Raw genomic sequence first — 22671 nt, forward strand, 5'->3', positions numbered from 1 at the left:
TTATTTAATCAATTATAAACAACAGTAACATGGATTTATTAACTATTATGCAAGCAGCTGAAGGCGGTGTTAAAGGTATCGCAGCTATCGGAGCAGGTTTAGCAGCTATCGGAGCTGGTATCGGCGTAGGTCGTATCGGTGGTAGCGCACTTGAATCAATGGCTCGTCAGCCTGAAATGTTAGGTGATATCAGAACCAACATGATCATTGCAGCGGCTTTGGTGGAAGGGGTTGCCCTTTTCGCTGTGGTTATTGCCCTTTTACAAGGGTGATCAAAAAATATTTTTCGGTGGCAACGGTTGGTTGCTGCCGAAAAAATTTTCATTTTCAATTTGGTAATTGACAATTTAATAATTGGGAGTTCAATTTTTAATCGGAGTAAAAAATTACCAAATTGACAATTAACAAATTAATAAATTAAAATAATTATCATATGTTAATACTAGGATCATTTGACATCGTAACACCGGATCCGGGTTTATTTATCTGGACGGTTGTTGTATTTCTTGTGGTTTTATGGGTGCTGAATAAATATGCTTTCGGTCCGATAAAAGCATCATTGAAAAAACGCGAAGATGGTATTACCGAATCTTTACATCAGGCACAAAAAGCGCGTGAGGAAATGAGTCACATGAAGGCTGATAACGAACGCATTTTAAATGAAGCGCGTGAGGAAAGAAGCAAAATGTTGCGCGAAGCAAAAGAAGCGAAAGATATGCTGATAACCGAAGCCCGTGAAAAAGCAAATGTGGAATACAATCGTATTGTAGATGAAGCAAAACAAGCTATCAACAATCAGAAAATGGCCGCTTTAATTGAGATCAAAAATAATGTGGGAAATATGGTGTTGGAAGTGAGTGAAAAGATCTTAAAAAGAGAATTGGATAATAAAGCAGATCAGGAAAAATATATCAAACAATTAGTTGACGAAATTAAAGTGAATTAATTACAATGTCATCAACAAAACTCGCATACCGTTACGCAAAATCTATCATAGACCTGGCTCTTGAAAAAGGGAAATTGGAAGAGGTTTCTAATGATATGCGTTTATTAAATGAAACCACCGATAAGGTGCGTGAATTTTATTTGATGCTGAAAAGTCCCATAGTTACAGGCGATAAAAAAATGGAAGTGACCAAACAAATATTCCATGGTAAAATAACCGATATCACGGAAAATTTTATGGATATTTTGATGCGCAAAAATCGCGAATCACATCTTCCTGAAATTATTGATTCTTTTATTCATCAATATAATGCATTAAAAGGAATTACACCTGTTATTATCACTTCAGCAACAGAACTTTCCAAAGATGCAATTGACGAAGTGCTCAACAAATTAAAACAAACAGCACATCTTCAAACAATTCAACTGGAAACAAAGATAGATGCTGATCTTGTGGGTGGATATATATTACAGTGGGAAGATAAATTAATTGACAACAGCATAAGAAGAGGATTGACAATATTGAAGGATGAGTTTGATAATAATGATTATGTGAGAAAATTCTGAAACATTTTCAATTTGTTAATTTTCAATTGGATAATTGGGGGCATAAACTTTAAAACGGAGCAATAAATTAACAAATTGACAATTAACAAACTAACAAATAGCTATAATTAACAAATTACTAAATAAACAATCATGGTAGACGTAAAACCTGATGAAATTTCCGCGATTCTTCGCCAGCAGTTAAGCAACTTTAAAACAAGTTCTGAATTAGAAGAAGTTGGAACAGTTTTGCAAGTTGGAGATGGTATTGCACGTATTTATGGATTAAATAATGCAAAATCCGGAGAACTTGTATCTTTTGAAAATGGCGTTCGCGCAATCGTTTTGAACCTTGAGGAAGATAATGTGGGTGTGGTATTAATGGGTGCAAGCGATAATATTAAAGAAGGAGATACTGTTCGACGCACAGGAAATATCGCGAGCATTAAAGTAGGCGAAAGCATGCTTGGCCGCGTGGTAAATGCATTGGGGGAACCTATCGACGGTAAGGGTCCGTTGGAGGGAGATCTTTATGAAATGCCTTTGGAAAGAAAAGCTCCGGGGGTAATTTATCGTCAGCCGGTAAACGAACCATTACAAACAGGTTTAAAACCAATTGATGCCATGATCCCGATCGGAAGAGGTCAGCGTGAGTTGATCATCGGCGATCGTCAGACAGGTAAAACGGCAATTGCAATTGATACTATTATCAATCAAAGAGAATTTTTTGAATCAGGAAATCCTGTTTATTGTATTTATGTTGCATGCGGACAAAAAAATTCGACCGTTGCACAGGTTGCAAAAACATTAACTGATCACGGTGCGATGGATTATACAGTAATTGTTGCAGCTTCAGCATCTGATCCTGCTCCTTTACAATTTTACGCTCCTTTCGCAGGTGCTGCTATCGGAGAATTTTTCAGAGATACAGGACGTCCTGCATTAATTATTTATGATGATCTTTCGAAACAAGCTGTTGCTTATCGTGAGGTGTCATTATTATTACGTCGCCCACCGGGACGTGAAGCATATCCGGGAGATGTATTTTATCTGCACAGTCGTTTATTGGAACGCGCAGCCAAGATCATCAACAACGATCTTATCGCATCACAAATGAACGATCTTCCTGATACTATTAAACATTTAGTAAAAGGTGGCGGATCATTAACAGCATTACCAATTATTGAAACGCAGGCTGGTGACGTTTCTGCATATATTCCTACCAACGTAATTTCCATTACCGATGGTCAGATATTTTTGGAAACCAATTTATTTAACTCCGGTGTTCGTCCCGCAATTAACGTAGGTATCTCTGTAAGTCGCGTGGGTGGAAATGCACAGATCAAATCGATGAAAAAAGTTGCCGGAACATTAAAATTAGATCAGGCACAATACCGCGAATTAGAGGCATTCTCTAAATTCGGTTCCGACTTAGATGCTGCAACAATGGCAGTATTAAATAAAGGAAAACGCAACGTGGAAATATTGAAACAAAAACAATATTCACCAATGTCGGTTGAAAAACAAATTGCAATTATTTATTTGGGAACAAGAGGTTTATTAACTGAAATTCCTGTTGAAAAAATAAAGCAATTTGAAGATGCTTATGTTACTTATTTAGAGGCGCATAACAAAGAATTATTAAACGACCTTAAAGCAGGTAAATTAACAGACGAAATGACGGCTACAATGGAAAAAATTGGTGCCGACATGAGTAAACAATATAAAACTGCATAACAATACATGTCAGGTAAATTAAAAGAAGTCCGCACCCGAATTACTTCGGTAATAAGCACCCAGCAGATCACAAAGGCCATGAAAATGGTGAGTGCTGCCAAGTTGCGCAGAGCACAGGATGCAGTGGTACAAATGCGTCCCTATGCCATGAAAATGGGGGAACTGCTAAGTAATATTGCAGGTGCTTCTCAGGGCGATGTAAAAATTGAATTTGCCAAAGAACGCGAGGTAAAAAATGTATTGATCGTTTTAATTACTTCTGATAAAGGATTATGCGGAGCATTTAACGGTAACGTTGTTAAAGCAGCAAAAAGATTAATTGAAGAACGTTATAGTCATTTAAATAATCAGCATATTAAATTGATGTTCATCGGAAAAAAGGCGCATGATGTCATGAAGCGCACAAATTATCCGCAGATACTTGAATTTAAAGAATTATTTCACAAAGTGAGTTTCGAAAATGTAACCCGTGCAACAGATTATATTAAAGAAGGTTTTGTGAAAAGAGAATTTGATGAAGTGATGGTAATTTACAACCGCTTTAAAAATGCCGCAACACAATTTTTAGAAACAGAACAATTTCTTCCAATCAAAAAAATTGAAAATAAAACGGAAAAGAAAACCAAAGCCGATTATATTTTCGATCCTGAAAAAGAAGCAATGATAGAAGAACTTGTTCCGAAAATATTGAATACTACATTCTACAGATATATTCTCGACAGCAACGCATCAGAACACGGTGCACGTATGACTGCCATGGACAAAGCTTCCGACAACGCAAATGAATTACTTAAAGAACTCAAAATCTCTTATAACCGTGCTCGTCAGGCTGCAATTACCACAGAATTGACCGAGATCGTGAGCGGTGCCGCCGCTCTCCAGGGCGCGTAAGCGGGCGCGAGGCGCGCGACAAGGGACACAAGACACAGGACTTGACAAAGGACAAGGTAATGTGGACATAGGAAAACAAAATGTGTTCATTTGTATGGTGGAAAAAGGGGAACCTGCCTGACGCGGTCAGCAGGCAGGCGCGGATGACGCGGATCTTGCGGATTTAAAGTGATAAATTTTTGGAATAAAAAAATTCCTAAAACCCCGGGTAGGGGTGACATTATTATAGTAAATCCAGAAATAAAAAAAAACCACAACCCCGGGTAGGGGTGGTATTATTATAGTAAATCCAGAAATAAAATAAACCACAACCCCGGGTAGGGGTGGTATTATTATAGTAAATCCAGAAATAAAAAAAACCACAACCCCGGGTAGGGGTGGTATTATATCTCACAGTTTAAACACGATATGTAAAATTGAGTAAATAATCTTCAGGATATCATATTTAATCAAACATCGGATTTAGAATAAATGAATGTTGAGTTAATTAGGTAATTGCGAATTATAGTATTCAAATTTGATTTACCTTGCACAATGGTTCGGTATGATGGGATATAATGGCATCCGCCGCGGCGGATTAAATCTCCTCTGCATTAAAGGTTTTTCTATAATGATGCCACCCCTATCCGGGGTTAAATCTCTTTTGGATTTAAATGATATTTTTTAATTGAACTTCTTCGTGGATTAATAGGGGGAGGTGATACAGGATAAAGGACACAAGACACTGGACAGACATGGATATTGGAATGTGACACAGGAAAACAAACAGTGGTTTTTGTAAAGTTCCTAACTCGGAGATAGTGAGGCTCTCGCTCTTCGCGAGGGTCTCACTAACGGTTTAGACCAAAAATTTCTCAAGAAATGTAAATTCCCTGATAATGTTCAAGTAGTTAAAATAGTTGAAATTGGTTAACTACCAAGCTATATTTATCAATGCTTTAATCTGCCTACTGCCCACTTTTTACTACTCTCTGCTCAAAGCTTAGTCCTCTCTTAATAAAGCTACAAAAAATTTTCTTCGCAACAGCTCCTGGTGGTAATGAAACAATAGGTTAAAATTTGTCAAGTTGGACAAGAAATTTTAGCGTTTTTTTTGAAATGGTATCATTTTTATATAGTTTTATACAAAATTAGTGGGAAAGCAGCTATAAAAAATATCCGAATTTTGTTCACAAAAGGATAAAGTTTGCGCCAAATGTAAATTATTAAGCGGTTGTTATTCCTTAATTTATTTAAGAAATATTATAATCTTTTTAGATATAAAAGTTAAGCAATTATTATTAAAATCAGACAAATCTAACACAAGTAACCAATAGAATAAATTGATTAGTTACTAATTGAACTGCAATGAAAAGGAAAATTCTCTGTGCCTTTATCGGATTATACACATTATTTTTTTCGTGGGAGTTGCCTGCACAGATTCAATTTTTAAATCAAAACAAGACGTATAATTTTACTAGTTTTAGTAAAATTCCTAAAGAGGTTAACATTGAATTAACCCAACTTACCCCTGAAAATTTTCAAACTCATCCTGAATTTGGGACCCTGCAATATGGAGCCCCATGTACCGACTGTTACGAATTAATTCAAAAAAGAACTCCTAATTCCAAATATTTTGTTGATAAAAACACGTCCGGTCAATTATTTTCGGTGGTTACTTCATATAACGACTTGCATTATAAAAATGAAAAAGGAGAAATGCTGACCATTGACCCTCGGTTAAAACCGTCTCCGGAAAACAATCACATTTTTTTTGCCAATCAGCAACTTAATCCTACACGATTAAATATTGAATCCCATTTTGCAGCAATACAAATTACACCAGAATTTGAATATCAATTCAATCAATTTCTTAGTTTAAAAACTTCTGATGGTAACGAAAAAATAAATAACACGCATGTAACGATAGGGGAAGATGGATGTATTTATGAGAATGCATGGGATGGAATTGAAATGAAAGAATTATTTGGCAAAGGATCTATTGAATCCATCTTTACAATTTATAATTTAAACAGTATTGATCCCGAAAGTGATTATACAATTATAGAAGAAATAATAAATATCCCTTCAAATTATTCATTAGAATATGATCAATATGAAGGAGAATTTATTAGTGATGATCTATGGAATGGTGAACTCGTAATTAATGATGAATTGGGCAGAGAAATTATTAGATACAGTGGTCTTACATTACATGATAATAGCTTAGATTCAAATCAATATTCAGGATTTGAATCTAAATTAATAGGTTACAAAATTATCAAGGAAGATGGTAAATGGTTGCTTCAAATTTATTTGAATAATGAATGGCTAACTTCAGAAAATCGAGTTTTCCCTGTTGTAATTGATCCATTAGTTACAGCTTCAACGGTTTGGGCAGGATCTAATGGAAGTGCATTCAACCCTAATTATTGTTCTTTGATTTTTGACATTACTTTGCCGGCAAATTCAACCTTTTCAAACTGCACTCTTTACCACACAATAAGAACCGGAACTGCTTGCGCAAATACTTGTTGGTTGAGTGATATATTTATAACCTACGTTACATCGTGTACTTCTAGTGGGTATTGGGGTTGTGTTGGTTGTGATGTTGGTGGTGTATGGACTCCAGCAGTTGGCCTAAGTATTCCTGCATTAGTAACTTGCTTTCCGCCTTCTTGCGCAGATCAGGTTGTGCCCTTTGAAGTGCAAATGTTAAGAGGTTATTGTGCAGGAGGTACACCTACTGCATGTACCACAAATTGCTTAAGAATAACTGATCAATCTGTAATAGTTGAGGGCAGAACTGTAGAAGTAACGGCACTTGCAGAAGGCGCTACCGCATATACCGTTGTAAATTGTGCTGATCAATCAGGTTATTTGTCAGCTTCAACACCAAATTATGGCGTGCCGGGCTATACTTATACGTGGACACCTGGGCCTTTAACCGGCAGTCCTGTGTTTGTGGTTTTTCCAATGGGTGTTACCGTTTATACCTTAACTATAACGGATGCATGCGGAAATACTGCAACAGATAATGTTACCGTTACCAATAACTGTTTATTATTGCCAATAGATCTACTCAGTTTCAGTGGTTATAATCAGGATAAGAAAAATTATCTCAACTGGGTTACTGCTTCAGAAAAAAACAATAGTGGTTTTATAATCGAACGATCACCTACCGGATTACAATTTGAACCTATAGGAAACGTTGAAGGTAATGGCACTACAAATCAAAATTCCGATTATAGATTTATCGACGTCAAACCTTTTGAAGGGGTAAATTACTACCGATTAAAACAACTGGATGAAAATGAGCAATTTACTTATTCCAGTATAATAGCAATTAATAGTGGTGTAGTATCGAATAATCAAGTGATAGTAAATAATGAAATAATAAAGGATAATAATTTAGATCTAACAATTTTTTCTACTTCTGTTGGTCAATCCGAAATCTTTATATATGATATGACCGGGGCAGCTGTTGCTTCCCATAAATTATATGTGGGGTCAGGTGCCAATACCGTAAGTTTTCAAATTCCATCATTGGCCAAGGGTGTCTATATCATATCATTTAGTAGAGACGGCGAAATTACAGAAACTAAATTTATCTACTAATCATTTTTTTCTATTCCCAGATTTTTATTACCCTCCAACTAATTGCTCTATGTCTCTGTTAAAAATTAACTATTTACCGTTTTGAATAAATTTTTATTGGTGATGATCTCCTATAATAAATGTAAAAATATTTGACGGGTTGGAAAAGGATGGCAAAACCAGTTGAATAATACAGGAAATATACAAAGTGTTTGGTGTACAATCATTATTGCCTATTTTTGGATATTAAAATTGAACACATGGAAATTTCAAATATTCTCGGAACAATAGGAGTTACTTTATTATTACTCGCGTATTTCTTGCATTTAAGAAATATAATATCGCATACCGGAATATTTTATATTGCACTTAATTTTTCAGGTGCTGTAATAGCATGTATTTCTTCACTCTTGTTGCAATTTTATCCCTTCGTTGTATTGGAGGGAATTTGGGCCATTGTTTCGCTTATGCCTTTGTGGAATAAAAAGAAAATTATTTCGTAATTATGAATTTAATTTTCACATTGTGTAAGCACTAAATTTGCCTCACTTACATTCATATTATTAGTTAGTCCGAGCTCCTTTGCTTTTATTGCAAATTCTTTGGCGTGAGTTTTATCCTTTGCTTTGAGATATAAATTTGCTGCTGCCAGAAAATTATAATATTCAGGACGCAAATCTGCGGCGCGTTCTGCAAATTTTACGGCTTTTTTTAATGCTTCTGGATCGCTTGCGTTTTTGTTAAAAACATCACATATTCTTCGCAACACATTAGCGTCGTTCCAAACGAATCTTTCAGCGCCCTTAAGGGAAACGAGCATATAATCATCCCACATTTTATTTTTTTCATACACATTAAGATCATTGATAAAAATGAGAGAATCTACAATTTGAAAATGTAATTGTTCTGCAGCTTTGCGATTTTTAAAATATACTAAAGTATCGTTTGCATTTGCTGGAGATTGTAAATTATATGCGGCAGTGAGATAGATCTTTCTGTCCACTTTTTTTTGTGTGACAATTGCTGCATAGGCGTCTTTATTTGCGATCATGTATTTAAATACTTCTGATCCCATATCGCTTACACTCATGCTAAAAATTTTCCAATTTGCAGGAGTTACTTCCGGATTTTTATCATGTGCATGGAAATACATATTAGCTACTGATTGCGTTTGTAATCTTCCTCTAGATAAAACCAATAAATAATTATAACACGCGGTGGAATCTTTTGTGTTTTTATCAAAGGCTGCTTTTACTGTTGGTATCTGATTTTTTGGATCTAATGCCAGCCTTCCCTGATTAATAAATTCCTCCGCTTTAAATTCTCCTACAAATTGATAGAGCAATTCGGCATTGCTGTTTAAAATAATAAATGTAGGAAAGGAAGTGATGTAAAATCGTTTTAAATAGGCTTTTGCTTTTTCGGTATCCTGAAGATCTTCTTTTACGCAGATGTAGGTTTTATTATAAAAGTTTGCAAGCGCAGTATCAATAAAAACTTCATTCAACATTTTTTCACAATGTCCGCAAGTTGCCTGATACGCCATGAATAAAACCGGTTTTTTTTCAATAGCGGATGTTTTTACTGCTTCTTCCAGGGTTAAAGGCCTGAAATTGATGGTTTGCGACTGAAGATTTGTATTTGAAAGAGCCAGCAGGAAGCAGAAAACTAAAATATATTTCATCGATCCAAAATTAAACATTTGATAGAAATGCTGCTGCCACATCACAAAAATCTCTCCAAAACTCCCCTTCAAACGGCACAATTGTTTAGCTTTGCGTCGTGATGAATGAATTGCATAAACTATTAGAAGCCCTTATTTTCAGCTCCGAACAGCCTATAACTGCAGCTGAATTGCAAACAATTTTATTTACCTATTCGGGTGAAGAGGTGAGTTTGGAAGCCATTCAGGAACATGTAGATGCGCTCCAAACTAAATATGAGAGCGACGATTATGTGTTTGAGATCGTTAAAACCGGCGGTGGATATCAGTTTTTGTCAAAACCATACTATCACAAACCCATCACCACTTTATTGCAACACCGGGCTAAAAGAAAATTATCGGTTGCGGCATTGGAGTGTCTATCAATGATCGCTTATTCTCAACCGATCACAAAAATTGAGATCGAACAGATACGCGGGGTAAACTGCGATCATACCATTCAAAAACTGATGGAACGCGATCTTATCAAAATAATAGGTAGAAGTGATACTGCGGGACGACCATTATTATATGGAACAACCCAGTATTTTATGGATTATTTCGGAATAAACGGTCTGGAAGAATTGCCGAGATTAAAAGAATTTGAGCAAAAAGATATGAGTATTGGCGCTCCTTCCGAGATCATGGAAACCATGAGCGAAGAAGATGCCTATAATCAGGTGACATTAAATAATGATCGCCGTATGGAAACGGAAATGGAAGTGGAAACTGACACCGTTTTGGAAGATAACAATCAGGAAGAGGTCCTGACTAACGAGCGTCGCGACGATGCCCAACAAGAAAATTATGAAGAGAACGAACAACAGGACGAACAGGAACTCGGATCGTCCGACGAAGAGAAAGAGCCAGACAACGAACAGCAGGAAGAGAACTGAAGAATCTCCCCGAACTACATCTGATCGTAAACGTCCTGAAATTAAAGGGGATGTCAACAAAAAAGACGCTGCACCTAAAAGCAATCCCAATCGCAAACAAGAGCGTTTGGAAAGGGCAAAAAAATATTCCAAAAAGCCCGATGAAAATGGCGTAAGACATACTCCGTCATTAAGCAAAAAAAATACAGATACTCGAAAGCCGGAAGTGGGCGAAATAAAAAAGCCATTCGATAAAAAACCTTTTCACAGCAAATTTTCTGAGCCTCAACGTTATGATCTAAAAAAAGAGGATATTAAAAATGCCAGAAGAGAGGAAAAGAAAAGCAGATACGGAGATAAAACCGAATCAAAAAGAACTTTTAAAGAAAACCGCAACCATTCCAAAGATACTGATCGAAAAAGATTTTCAACGCGCAATGAAGATAAAGAAAACAGATTCAGTCGCGATAAAAATGTAAGTGAAAATAAACGCGAAGAAAAAGAAAGCGGAAAAACAAAGTTTGTAAAAAATCTGCAAAAATTCAGCGAAAAAAGAAAGTTAAATAAAAAGCCGGGTTTTGTAAAAAATCCTTCCACATTAAATTTATCAAAACCAACTCCTTTATCAGAAGATGGAACTCGATTAAATAAATATCTCGCTAATTCAGGTGTTGCGGCGCGCAGAAAATGTGATGAAATAATTGAAAAAGGAGAAGTTACCGTTAATGGAAAAGTAGTGCGCGAAATGGGTTACAAAGTAAAACCCGGCGACTCCGTAAAATATAAAAATAAACCCATTAAACCTGTTAATTACGTTTATATTTTGTTGAATAAACCGAAAGATTATTTAACAACGGTAGATGATGATAAGGGTAGAAATACAGTAATGGAATTAATTTCCAATGCGACTACAGAACGTGTATTTCCTGTTGGAAGATTAGATAGAAATACCACAGGATTATTATTGTTGACCAACGATGGCGACCTCGCACAAAAATTAGCTCATCCTAGTTTTGGAGCTAAAAAGATCTACGAAGTTGAAGTGGATAAACCGGTAACACAAGCTGATATGCAAAAAATTTCTGATGGTGTTATGCTGGAAGATGGATTGGCCATTGTTGACGGAATAGATTACGCACATCATACCCAAAGAAATATTTTAGGTATTTCGTTGCACATCGGAAAAAACAGAATTGTCCGCCGCATATTTGAATCACTTGGTTATAAAGTTGAGCGTCTCGACAGAACTTTATATGCCGGATTAACAAAACGCGATCTTCCCAGAGGAAGATGGAGATATTTGACGGAACGTGAGATTATTAAGTTGAAGTACCTTAAATAGGATTTAGGACATAGGACATAGGAAGTAGGACTGACATAGGACATGGGAAAATGGACATAGGAAAACAAAATTGTATCAGGAATCAAGTATCAGGAAAACAAACAGTGGGATTTGGTAAAATTTCGCAAGAAATTTAAACTCCTTTCTCCTCTCTCCTTTCTCCTTTTTAGTATCGGGTATCAGGAATCAAGTATCAGGAAAACAAACAGTGGGATTTGGTAAAATTTCGCAAGAAATTTAAACTCCTTTCTCCTCTCTCCTTTCTCCTTTTTAGTATCGAGTATCAGGAATCAAGTATCAGGAAAACAAACGGTGAGATTTGCAAAAATTTCGCAAGAAAAATCCTTTTTCGAATTAAGAAATAGGACCTAGGAAGTAGGAAAACAAACGGTGGGATTTGGTAAAATTTCGCAAGAAATTTAAACTCCTTTCTCCTCTCTCCTTTCTCCTTTTTAGTATCAGGTATCAGGAATCAAGTATCAGGAAAACAAACGATGGGATTTGAAAAAATTTCGCAAGAAAAATCCTTTTTCGAATTAAGAAATAGGACCTAGGAAGTAGGAAAACAAACGGTGGGATTTGGTAAAATTTCGCCAGAAATTTAAACTCCTTTCTCCTCTCTCCTTTCTCCTTTTTAGTATCAGGTATCAAGAATCAAGTATCAAGAAAACAAACGGTAGAATCTGGTAAAATTTCGCAAGAAATTTAAACTCCTCTCTCCTCTCTCCCTCCCTCCTTTTCTTTTATAATATGATTCTGTAGAAATTATTCAACAAGAATAAGAATATAATGTAAAAAATTTCTTTTTATTCTACAATATTAATCATCCTGTTCCCTTGCATAAAGCATATTTTCTAATGGCATGATTTTGTTCTAAAAAAGTATAAAAACTTATATATGGAACATAATTTTCATGATGAAGAAAATAACATCAAAAATCTTAGTGGTCAGGAAGCAATTGATTTATTAAAAAAGATTGCAGAAGGTGCGCGTATTTGTATGTTCACTACCTTTTCCGAAAATCGTCCCCTGCCAAGCAGACCTATGGCACTTCAGGCAGTGGATAATGATGGAACCTTGCATTTTTTTAGCGCTGTAAATTCTGATAAGAATGCGCAGATAGTTGCAGATCCTTATGTTCAATTATTTTTCGAAAATTCCAGTGCAAGCGAATATCTGAGCATTTATGGCCAGGCAACAATTTCGCACGACAGAGAAAAGATCAAGGAATTATGGACATCCTGGGCAAAAGCATGGTTTCAGGAAGGCCCGGAAGATCCAATGCTTACCTTAATTAGCGTCCGACCTGATACAAGCAGTTATTGGGATACCAAACACAATAAAATGGTTTCACTTTTCAAGATAGTTGCATCTATGGTGAGTGGTAAGGTTATGGATGATGGGGTAGAGGGGAAACTGAATATATGACTGGGAAATAGGAAGTAGGACATAGGACACAGGACATAGGACTTGATATAGGACAATGTAAAATGATATAGGACGATGTAAAATGATTTATGACGGATGTTGTTTGCAATCTTGTGGCTCGGCAGAATTAACAAAAGAATTGAAGTGGATTCTAAGGATAATTCATGCTGTGGTGTCTCCACAGAGTTACGCGCAGCGAACTCTGTGGATGGGTAGGATAAAAATTAATGTTTATTCAAACTTTGAATTATTGTGGATTCAGATATTTCATGAAAGTATTTTAGTAAACAATTTTTTGAAATGTTACTGCGTTTTATTTTGTGTAATTAACATATCGTTAAAAGCCCTGAATATTAACCCTTCAACATGAAATTCCTGTTTACAGTATTCTGCTTATTGATGTCTGTAATGCTCATCGACTGCAGAAACCCAACTATAAGTCCTGAAGAAACAAAACCTGCTGTTAATGTTGATTCCACACGTATAAAGGCAGCTGAAGCACTTGAATATTGTAAATCGAAAAAATTTAATACTGATTTTTGTATTTTGATTGATATGAGTTTGCATTCCGGTGTTAAACGCTTTTTTGTTTGGGATTTTACAAAGGATACCATCAGTTACAGTTTTTTGGTGGGTCACGGATGTTGCAACAATGCCTGGAGCAGCGATCAATCAAAAGAAGACCCAACCTTCAGTAATGTGGATGGAAGTCATTGCTCCTCCCTTGGAAAATACAAGATAGGGGAAAGAGCTTATACTTATTGGGGAGTAAAAACAAAATATGTATTACATGGATTGGAAAGTACCAATAGTAATGCACTTTCCAGATATATCGTCTTCCATTCCTGGGAGGCAATTTCAGATGTGGAAGTGTATCCAAATGGCACACCTGAAGGCTGGGGCTGTCCTGTGATCTCCAACAACAGTTTCACTACTCTTGACCCAATATTAATGGCGGTAAAAAAACCTGTGCTTATGTGGATATATAATTAGATATAGGACACGGGACACGGGACACGAGACACGAGACACGGGACACGAGACACGAGACAAAAGACTTACTTTGATTGTAAATTTATGCTTCTAATTCAAATTATATTTGATTTAATTTAATAGGAGACTTGTATTATTTTATTCTTTAATTTTGAGATCATGAATTCAAAATGAAATTATGGAAAATTTGCCAATTTATATTTCAATTTTATTTGGTCTCATCACACTTTTGACGGTGGGATTATTTTATAAGGCAACAAACAGATCAATACTTTCTCTAGTAATTTTATTGACTTGGTTGGTTATTCAGGCAGTTATTGCTCTGACAAATTTTTATACTGTTACAGATACAATCCCACCACGATTTTTGTTATTGGTAATGCCACCAATACTATTTATCATTCTGCTATTTGCTACCAATAAAGGTCGAATATTTATTGATAGTTTGGATATAAAAGCATTAACATTATTGCATATCGTACGAGTACCGGTTGAAATTGTTTTATTCAGGTTATTTATATATATAATGATTCCTGAACTTATGACTTTTGAAGGAAGAAATTTTGATGTCATATCAGGAATTAGCGCACCTCTCATTTATTATTTTGGATTTGTGCAAAAACAATTAAGTAATAAAATAATAATAATTTGGAATGTTTTATGTTTGATGCTCCTTTTTAATATTGTTATAAATGCAGTATTTTCCGCACCATTTCCTTTTCAAAAGTTTGCATTCGACCAGCCCAATATCGCAATTTTATATTTCCCTTTTAACTGGTTGCCATCTTGTGTTGTGCCCATTGTTTTATTCTCCCATATTGTAGTAATTCGACAATTATTAAAAGTGAAAACTCTTTGATCTATAGCAGATATTTCGGTTCTAAAATCATCATTAATTAAAAACGCAAAAAAATCTAAAATAAAATATGCGAACTTTTACTCTGCGGTTAATGCCGAACGACGATCTTAAACTGGGTTTGCAGAAATTTATTGTAGAGAAAAATATTGCAGCCGCTGCCGTAATTACTTGTGTGGGAAGTTTAAAGCAAGTTGCACTGCGAATGGCAAATGAAAAAAATGCTACTACATATACCGAAAAATTCGAAATTGTTTCACTGGTTGGAACACTCTCTATTAATGGTTCTCACTTGCATATGGCAATTTCCGATCGCAATGGATTGGTGAGGGGAGGACATCTATTAAACGGTTGTTTAATTTTTACCACAGCAGAAATTGTTATAGCAGTTTTTGATGATGTAACTTATTTGCGGGAGTTTGACGATGTTACAGGATTTAAGGAATTGGTTGTGAAACCTTTAGATTAATTTTTGATTGTATTTATGACTATCTCAAATTTTTCAATTATTTTCGTAATTCATGACAAGAAATGCTAAATTGATCCTCGAAACTATTGCAGTTTTTCTTTTTAATAGTTGTCTGGCAATATTTATCAGTACTTTATCGGTAGCTGCAGGGATCAAAATGACCATATACATTCCTGTGTTATTATTTCAAGGTCTTTGGTTTTATCGGTTTTATATAGTAGGTCATGAAGCTGCACACAAAAAATTATTTCCTTCCAATGCTAAAATAAATGATTTTTGGGGATCTGTTATTTTGATTCCCCTGATGGTGCCCATCACTATTTACAGAAAAATTCATTATTTTCACCATGGTTTTAATAGAAAAAATGATCATACTTCTGCATTGGATACCTATGTGATACAAGGCAAACCAACCATGTTAAAAAAACTATATGTTTATATTCTCTGGTATCTGAGTGTGTTTTTGGGTGGATTTTTTTTACATTCCCTTATTTCGGTAATTTTATTTTTATTCATACCCCCAAAAATTTCGGTTAAAATTTCCCCCGCATTTAACAACTGGACGCCAAAGGATCAGTTGCGATCAATTGTACTATTTTTATTGGGAGTAGGTTTTCACCTTGCCGTTTTGTTTTTGTTCGGCAGAACAATTTATTTATATGTTTTAGGATATCCCATGCTTGCTTTTGCCTGGGTATTGTCGCTATTAGTGTATATTTTTCATTATGATACCACCAAAGGAGATGAAGTAAGATTTAACGTGCGATCTGTAAAACGTATTCCGGTATTTTCCTGGATACTTATGAATTTTAATGAACACGCGACACATCACCAATATCCGAATATCCCCTGGTATGAATTACCCATTAAAAGTAAACCGCTACCGGAAACCTTCGAAACAAAAAATCAAAACACACGAAATTTTTTTAAAGCAATTCTCAACCAATTCAAAGGCCCTGTAATAGTATATGAAAAGCAGGATTAGAATTGCCGAATTACAAGATGCTGCTGCCTTTGTTGCGATCAAAGATCAACTTCCTATTCAGAGGACAGATGGATCTACCACAACTGGAGGTTTTCTGCTTGGAACCGATTTAAATACCTACGAATATTATATTGAAAACGCATTTTGCCTCGTTGCAGAGGTGAATAATGTAATTGTAGGTTTCGGAATAATTTTCCCTGATGAAATGCTTCGAAGTTCTGATGTGTGGTTGCGCAGAAATCAAGCGAACTGGTTTATTGATCTGGCGTTTTGGGAGGATAAAAAACTTTGTTATTTCGAACAACTTGCTTTTTTGCCCGGTCATAAAAAACAAGTGATTCTGCTTGCTTACAACTTAGTTAAATGGGTTTTTGATCTCGGTTATGAAACATTGTTTACAACAACAGTGAAGGAACCGGTTTTAAACCTTGCAGCAATACCATTTATAAATGCTGTTGATGGGATCAAAGCAGGAAGTATACAGGAAGTTTATCCGAAAATAGGTCTTATAAATTCTGATATTTACTTAATCGACTCTAAAGCTTTTGACCGAAAAACCAAGATTCATAATTTATATCCTTTCTTCCAGAATAATTTAACATTATTGATCGAACAGTGATTCAAAAAATTCAAAAGACTTTGCTTAAGATAAATATTTTCTAATTTTGATTACCAAATATTTTGAAATGAAGATCCTTATTCTTGTATGGTTATTATTTAGCTCAAATTATATTTTTGCACAACAGTTTTATTCTGAACTTTCATTAAAGAATTCAGACATCGAAATTGCAAATATTCCATTAAAACACAATGACGATTCCGTTTCAAAATTTGTAGTTGACGATTATCCTGTTACCGATTCTATGTTTAAATTAAGCAATGATGTATTGATTGCTGCTGGTTTACGTAATATAGATAGAGTTTGGTATTCGAATGATTCACTTAATGAGACTTTAATTTTTGAAATTTATACCGATTATTTCAGGATGAATACCTTTCATTTTTATAATAATGATATACCATCTGGTTTATTGAAAAGGTTAGTGTTATATGATGAATCCGGAAATTATGCTACCGAAGAAAATAAAGCTAATGGAATTTTGAGTTTGCAAAAACTAGCAACTCTTATCTCACCAAAATATTTTATTACAAATAAAGGGTTTGTATTGGGAGATACTAAAGAAAAGGCAATTGATATTTATGGAAAACCCGATACCATATCGATTCTTGATGGTGTAGAAAAACTCCAATGGAAATTTATCGGAGATATTTACTACTATGATCATAAGAGGGACTTAAAAGGAAAGCCTTTTGCAGAACATAGTTTTGGGCATACAATTACTATGTTTTTCAGAGACGACAAATTGATCGGGTTGATTTTGGAAAATGAAATCCCATAAATTTTATAATTTGCTCACTCCCAAACCCGGTAAATCATTTGGAAACATTAATCCATCCTTGAGAATGAATCCTCCCATAAACGTTTTTTCCATAACATCTAAACTACCATCAAGATCAAGGTATTTGGTATTGATACACGAATAAGCTGCATGAAGTGCAGCAGTTATACTTATCAAACTTTCGTCATTACAGCCCCAAAATAATTTGCAATCGGATTCATATGCAATCCATTGAATTTTATTTGCAGCTTGTATACCACCGCATTTCATTAATTTAATATTATAAACGCCGTATGGGCTACCTATTTTTTTAAGATAAATTGCAGAATCTTCATCTATCAACGATTCATCTGCAACAAGTATTTTTCTAAATTTGTAGGGAATAGCTAATAATTCCTTTTCCATTCCGGTTGGCAAAGGTTGTTCAATTAATTCAATTTTTAATTTTTCTGCTGCATCCAGAAATTGAAATAATTCTTTAATGTTATAACCTTGATTAGCATCAACTCGAATGCGCATGGAATGTCCAAAAAAATTTGATAATTTCGACACACATTCAATATCCTGTTCTATATTTCGACCAGTTTTAATTTTTAAAGCTCTGAAACCCATTCCAAAGTATTCTTTAGCCTCCTCCAGCATTTCTGAGGCATCTTTAATTCCAATTGTGATAGAAGTGGGAAGTGGGCCTGTAGTTCGTTTATATATGTCAAGCACGGAAATTCCTGTAAATTTTCCAAACGCATCATGTAAAGCAATATCAATTGCAGCCTGTGTTCCAGGAAAACCTTTAAAATGAGAAATCACTTCCTCGATAATGATACTAAAATCATTAATGTCTCTTCCAATGAGTTGCTGAACAAAATCACTTTGTAAATGCAATAATGTCGATAACGGAGTTTCGCCAACAACCTCCACAAATGGATTTGCTGCACCTAATCCAATTATCCCATTTTCCAATTCAATTTCCAAATAAACAATTTCCGTGTCGCTAAAGGTCTGATACGAAATTGTATAGGGTTTTGTCAAAGGAATTTTTTCCAGATTGGTCCTTATTGCTTTGATCTTCATGGATTGTTTTTAATTAGATCTTTTATCAAAGGAATAATTTTTTCAACCCCTTGTAATATGGGCAATAGCACAGGAATTTTTAATTCGTTTTCATATTGTCTTTGATAAGATATTGCTTCTTCTTCACTGCATAATTCTGTATTTAATGCAAGTGCGATCACCTTGGAGCCATACATATTTATCAATGCAATTTCTGAGGATACATCAGGAATTTCTCCCCATGCAATATCATGTTCGTAATATTTTCTTTTTGGAGCATGTACTAATATTACGTTTTTCGCATTTCCCGATATTAATAATTCTGAACCGCAAGGTCCACTGGGATTCCGTAATGCGGATTGACCTTCTACTAATATTATTTCAGCCTTTGTTTCTTTCCAGCAGGAAACTATCGCATGTTCCAATTCGCCGGAAATAAAATCATTTAAGGTGGAATCAAAAATAAAACCGTATTTACCCCCCTGTAACCAACCTGTTTGACCGGTATAGATCATTTGTGCATTAATATTATCCGCCTCACAGGCCTGACGAATAAGTCTGCATGTTGTGCGTTTACCCATGGCACAATCTGTTCCTATCACCGCAATTATAGGTGCATCAACAGAATAAATTTCTCCGGTCCAAAAATGAAGGTCTTTTTTATTTTTTGGTTTTCGAACATCTATCAATTCCACCTGATATTGTCTTGCCAATAAAACCAATTCAGGTATATCAGAAAGATATTCATGAAGGCCGTTTACAATATTCATTTTCTTGCTTATACAATCCTCCATAATTGGGTTAAAACTTTTTGGCAAAATTCCTCCAACCGTGGCTATACCGATTATGCAATAACGGATATCCGGTATCGACTCAAATGCAGTTTTTACTTCACTAAATATTGGTATATTTCTTTTTTTGCCATCCAGCACCTCGCCTGCATCTTTTCCGGCATGAACGGCGTCAATTATTCCAACAATATCAAATCGTTCGCTGCCGCGAATTAAACCATGTGCAGTTTTCGCATCCGATTCGTGCAACATGCCGGCAGTTAATACTATGGCTTTGGGTTTGTTAATATTATTCAAAATATTATTTTAATGATATTTAAATATAAATTAAGACATTATCGAGTTACAAGATATTAAATTCTAATCCGCTATCACCCTATCATATTCACCGGTCCTGCTTAAAAACTTTCCTGGAAATACATTGGTAAATTCTTTATCGCGATAAACCATTTTTCCATTCACCCATACCATTAATATGCCATCAGAAAGCGCTTTTGGATCTTCAATGTTTGCTTTGTCAATAACAGTTGCGGCATCAAACAAAACAAGATCTGCATAATATCCCGCGGCAATTATTCCACGTTCTTTTATTCCCACATTTTCAGCAGTTAATGCCGTCATTTTGTTGATACAATTTTCCAGGCTCATAATTTTTTGTTCGCGCACATAATATCCCAAAACCCGGGTAAATGCTCCATAACCTCGCGGATGTCCGCCATTTGCTCCATCTGAACAAATATTCGTATGCGCCCAACTTAAAAATGGAATTATATCCGCATCGCTCATCGATTTACCCATGATAGTTTCTATTCCATCTTCCTCAGGGTGCAATTTTTCATATTCTTCTGAAGCAGCAACTAAATACAATAAAGTTTGAGCAGCAGTTTCGTTGCGCAGTTTCGCAATTTCGGAAACCGTTTTTCCAACATATTCCTTATTAGGTTTAAATCGCACCATAACAGAACCTGTTGGATCAAATAAATGTTCCACCGCAAAATTTGCACCTTCTATACTCGTGAAATCTTTTTTAGGAAAAAGCACCCGAACAGTGCTGTTCCAAAATGTATAGGGATAACAATCGGCAGTAATATTTATTCCTTCTGCACGTGCAGATTCTAATTTGGCGATAAGTGCCGGCGCAGTTCCCCAATCATCTTTTAATGCAATTTTAATATGAGAAATTTGAACGGGTAATTTTGCCTGTCGTCCTATTTCAATTATTTCGTCGATGGCATCTGCCATGCTAATGTCTTCACTTCTTAAATGGCTGATATATTTTCCATTATATTCTGCGGCAACTTTCGCCAATTGTATAATTTCATCTCTGTTGGAATAAAATGCTGATTCATATTCTAATCCCGTTGATAAACCGAGAGAACCATTCTTCATTTCAAGCCTTAGAACATCTTTCATTGTATTTATCTCCTTTTGTGTTGCAGGCCTATTTAATTGGTCTTTGCCCATCACACTTTCACGAAGTGTGGAATGTCCTGTATAAGTTGCATAATTAATAGCTGGTGAAAAATAACCTTTCATTGGATTAATATAATAACTATCTCCATCCTGCCCCGCTACAATAGTTGTTATACCCTGACTTAAAGCTGCAAGTGCATCCGGATGTTCTTTAAACGAACCTTCTAAATGACTATGACTATCGATAAATCCCGGTGCGAGAATTTTACCTCCGCCATCAATAACTTTTTCACCATCAAATTTTTTGAGATCGCCAACTGCCATTATTTTATCTTCTTCAATTCTTACAGAAGCATTTCGTGCAGGTGATCCTGTACCATCTATAACTTTTACATTTGTAATTAAAAACGTTTCCGGAATTGTAAATCGTTGTCCGTTAAATATATTTCTTGCAGTATAAGCACCTAAATGATTATCTCCACTACTCAATACAATAAGAGTGCGGTCGTTTTTAATATCTCTGCAGATCACATTTATAAATCCCGCCCAACCACCTGTATGTGAATATTGTTCGTTTGGTTTATCAATACCCCAACCAAATCCATAATTATATGTGGAACCATCCTTTAATTTAACAGGTTCAAATGCCTGTTGTAAGGTTTCTTTTTTTACGAGCTTTTCGGTCTTTAAACTTTGTTCCCATTTATACAGATCTTCTACGGAGGAATAAATATTTCCATCACCGGTAACACCATCTACATTGATCAGATCATTTAATTTCTTTACACCGTTAACTTCCGAAAATCCATATACATGATTGGTTGGCACTGCAGGCAATAATAAATGATAAACATAAGTGTCATTCAATCCTAACGGAGTCGCAATATTGTTTTTAAAAAAAATATTTAATGGTTGTTTTGTGATTCGTTCAATTATTGTAGCAAGAAAAACATAATTTGTATTACAATAACTCCAACTCGTTCCGGGAAGAAATTCTAATCGTGGAGAATAGGTGTTGTACGACTGAATCAATTTTTCATTGTTGAGTGTATCCAAAGTTTCCCGGTGGTTGTTATACAGATCAAAATATTCGGGAATGCCTGAGGTATGGGTTAAAAGATTTCTAATTGTGATATCAACATAAGGTAATTCCGGAAGGTATTTTTTTATATTATCATCTAACGTCAGTTTCCCCTCTTCAGAAAGTATCAAAATACACATTCCGATAAATTGTTTTGAAACTGAAGCGAGGTTAAATGAGGAAGAGGTTTGTAAACTCTCCCCGGTTTTAATATCAGTCACCCCAAATGCTTTTTTATACAATACTTTGCCCTTAGAGGCATACAGCACCGTCCCGTTAAATCGATCAGTATTGTATAATTGGGTAAGAACACTATCGAGTTGGTTTACATATGCGTTTCCCTGAGAAAAGCCTCGGGTAAAAATAAGGGTTAGAATAAATATGGAAAACAATTTTTTCATATACAGCTTGTTGTTCTGCGTTAAAGTTAGGATAATTTTTAATACCGGAAAATGAGCTTACCCAATACTTACCTGCTCATATCTTATTGGTTTTAAGTTTGTAGCTTTGATACAAAATGAAGTTCCCTGTCAAATGCTAATTATATGTATTTTTGACAAGCGCTTTATCTATAAAATATGGTTTCTTATT

General features: G+C 35.2%; 20 protein-coding genes. 16 read left to right on the forward strand and 4 right to left on the reverse strand.

Features of this window, described 5'->3' with window-relative positions; all coding sequences use genetic code 11:
- Positions 1-29 precede the first annotated feature (29 nt).
- The 7 genes from atpE to IPI31_05120 all read left to right on the forward strand — a co-directional run bounded on the left by atpE (position 30) and on the right by IPI31_05120 (position 8198).
- Positions 30-272 (forward strand): ATP synthase F0 subunit C, encoded by a 243-nt coding sequence (gene atpE / locus IPI31_05090; GenBank protein MBK7567182.1) that lies wholly within the window; start codon positions 30-32, stop codon positions 270-272.
- A 161-nt stretch (positions 273-433) separates the two neighbouring features.
- Complete coding sequence (gene atpF / locus IPI31_05095; GenBank protein MBK7567183.1) at positions 434-946, forward strand: F0F1 ATP synthase subunit B; 513 nt, start codon at positions 434-436, stop codon at positions 944-946.
- 5 nt (positions 947-951) lie between these two features.
- Complete coding sequence (gene atpH / locus IPI31_05100; GenBank protein MBK7567184.1) at positions 952-1512, forward strand: ATP synthase F1 subunit delta; 561 nt, start codon at positions 952-954, stop codon at positions 1510-1512.
- A 132-nt stretch (positions 1513-1644) separates the two neighbouring features.
- Positions 1645-3228 carry a F0F1 ATP synthase subunit alpha gene (locus IPI31_05105; GenBank protein ID MBK7567185.1) on the forward strand — a complete coding sequence of 528 codons (1584 nt, stop codon included), beginning with the start codon at positions 1645-1647 and terminating at the stop codon, positions 3226-3228.
- A 6-nt stretch (positions 3229-3234) separates the two neighbouring features.
- The gene (atpG, locus tag IPI31_05110) at positions 3235-4119 is read left to right on the forward strand and encodes an ATP synthase F1 subunit gamma (GenBank protein MBK7567186.1); all 885 of its coding nucleotides are present in this window, start codon (positions 3235-3237) and stop codon (positions 4117-4119) included.
- 1347 nt (positions 4120-5466) lie between these two features.
- Positions 5467-7716 carry a T9SS type A sorting domain-containing protein gene (locus IPI31_05115; protein ID MBK7567187.1) on the forward strand — a complete coding sequence of 750 codons (2250 nt, stop codon included), beginning with the start codon at positions 5467-5469 and terminating at the stop codon, positions 7714-7716.
- A gap of 239 nt (positions 7717-7955) precedes the next feature.
- Positions 7956-8198, forward strand: a complete 243-nt coding sequence (locus IPI31_05120) for a hypothetical protein (GenBank protein MBK7567188.1) — start codon at positions 7956-7958, stop codon at positions 8196-8198.
- An 8-nt stretch (positions 8199-8206) separates the two neighbouring features.
- On the opposite strand, the gene IPI31_05125 is transcribed toward IPI31_05120, so the two are convergent.
- Entirely contained in the window at positions 8207-9379 is a 1173-nt protein-coding gene (locus tag IPI31_05125; protein ID MBK7567189.1) for a thioredoxin fold domain-containing protein, read from the reverse strand.
- Positions 9380-9480: 101 nt separating this feature from the next.
- Between IPI31_05125 and scpB the strand changes: the two genes are divergently transcribed.
- The 9 genes from scpB to IPI31_05170 all read left to right on the forward strand — a co-directional run bounded on the left by scpB (position 9481) and on the right by IPI31_05170 (position 17745).
- A complete protein-coding gene (gene scpB / locus IPI31_05130) occupies positions 9481-10293 on the forward strand; it encodes an SMC-Scp complex subunit ScpB (protein MBK7567190.1) in 813 nt (270 codons plus the stop codon).
- The gene (locus IPI31_05135) at positions 10187-11614 is read left to right on the forward strand and encodes a pseudouridine synthase (protein ID MBK7567191.1); all 1428 of its coding nucleotides are present in this window, start codon (positions 10187-10189) and stop codon (positions 11612-11614) included. The genes scpB and IPI31_05135 overlap by 107 nt, the downstream gene beginning before the upstream one ends.
- An 897-nt stretch (positions 11615-12511) precedes the next feature.
- Positions 12512-13042: a pyridoxamine 5'-phosphate oxidase family protein gene (locus IPI31_05140; protein ID MBK7567192.1), complete on the forward strand. Its 531-nt coding sequence runs from the start codon at positions 12512-12514 to the stop codon at positions 13040-13042.
- A 366-nt stretch (positions 13043-13408) separates the two neighbouring features.
- Positions 13409-14035 carry a murein L,D-transpeptidase catalytic domain family protein gene (locus IPI31_05145; protein MBK7567193.1) on the forward strand — a complete coding sequence of 209 codons (627 nt, stop codon included), beginning with the start codon at positions 13409-13411 and terminating at the stop codon, positions 14033-14035.
- Between the two features lie 178 nt (positions 14036-14213).
- Positions 14214-14894, forward strand: coding sequence for a hypothetical protein (locus IPI31_05150; protein MBK7567194.1), 681 nt, complete (start codon positions 14214-14216; stop codon positions 14892-14894).
- Between the two features lie 67 nt (positions 14895-14961).
- Positions 14962-15360, forward strand: a complete 399-nt coding sequence (locus IPI31_05155; GenBank protein ID MBK7567195.1) for a DNA-binding protein — start codon at positions 14962-14964, stop codon at positions 15358-15360.
- A gap of 52 nt (positions 15361-15412) precedes the next feature.
- On the forward strand, positions 15413-16345 hold the full coding sequence (locus IPI31_05160; protein MBK7567196.1) for a fatty acid desaturase: 933 nt from the start codon (positions 15413-15415) through the stop codon (positions 16343-16345).
- A complete protein-coding gene (locus tag IPI31_05165; protein MBK7567197.1) occupies positions 16329-16964 on the forward strand; it encodes a GNAT family N-acetyltransferase in 636 nt (211 codons plus the stop codon). Before IPI31_05160 ends, IPI31_05165 begins: the two co-directional genes overlap by 17 nt.
- Positions 16965-17031: 67 nt before the next feature.
- Complete coding sequence (locus IPI31_05170; protein ID MBK7567198.1) at positions 17032-17745, forward strand: hypothetical protein; 714 nt, start codon at positions 17032-17034, stop codon at positions 17743-17745.
- Positions 17746-17748: 3 nt separating this feature from the next.
- On the opposite strand, the gene IPI31_05175 is transcribed toward IPI31_05170, so the two are convergent.
- The 3 genes from IPI31_05175 to IPI31_05185 all read right to left on the reverse strand — a co-directional run bounded on the left by IPI31_05175 (position 17749) and on the right by IPI31_05185 (position 22481).
- Positions 17749-18816 carry a dipeptide epimerase gene (locus IPI31_05175; protein ID MBK7567199.1) on the reverse strand — a complete coding sequence of 356 codons (1068 nt, stop codon included), beginning with the start codon at positions 18814-18816 and terminating at the stop codon, positions 17749-17751.
- Positions 18813-19838 carry a DUF1611 domain-containing protein gene (locus IPI31_05180; GenBank protein MBK7567200.1) on the reverse strand — a complete coding sequence of 342 codons (1026 nt, stop codon included), beginning with the start codon at positions 19836-19838 and terminating at the stop codon, positions 18813-18815. The genes IPI31_05175 and IPI31_05180 overlap by 4 nt, the downstream gene beginning before the upstream one ends.
- Positions 19839-19946: 108 nt before the next feature.
- Positions 19947-22481: a serine hydrolase gene (locus IPI31_05185; protein ID MBK7567201.1), complete on the reverse strand. Its 2535-nt coding sequence runs from the start codon at positions 22479-22481 to the stop codon at positions 19947-19949.
- Positions 22482-22671: the final 190 nt, after the last annotated feature.

This window comes from Bacteroidota bacterium (genome assembly GCA_016706865.1).
In the GTDB taxonomy this organism is placed as follows: domain Bacteria; phylum Bacteroidota; class Bacteroidia; order Chitinophagales; family BACL12; genus UBA7236.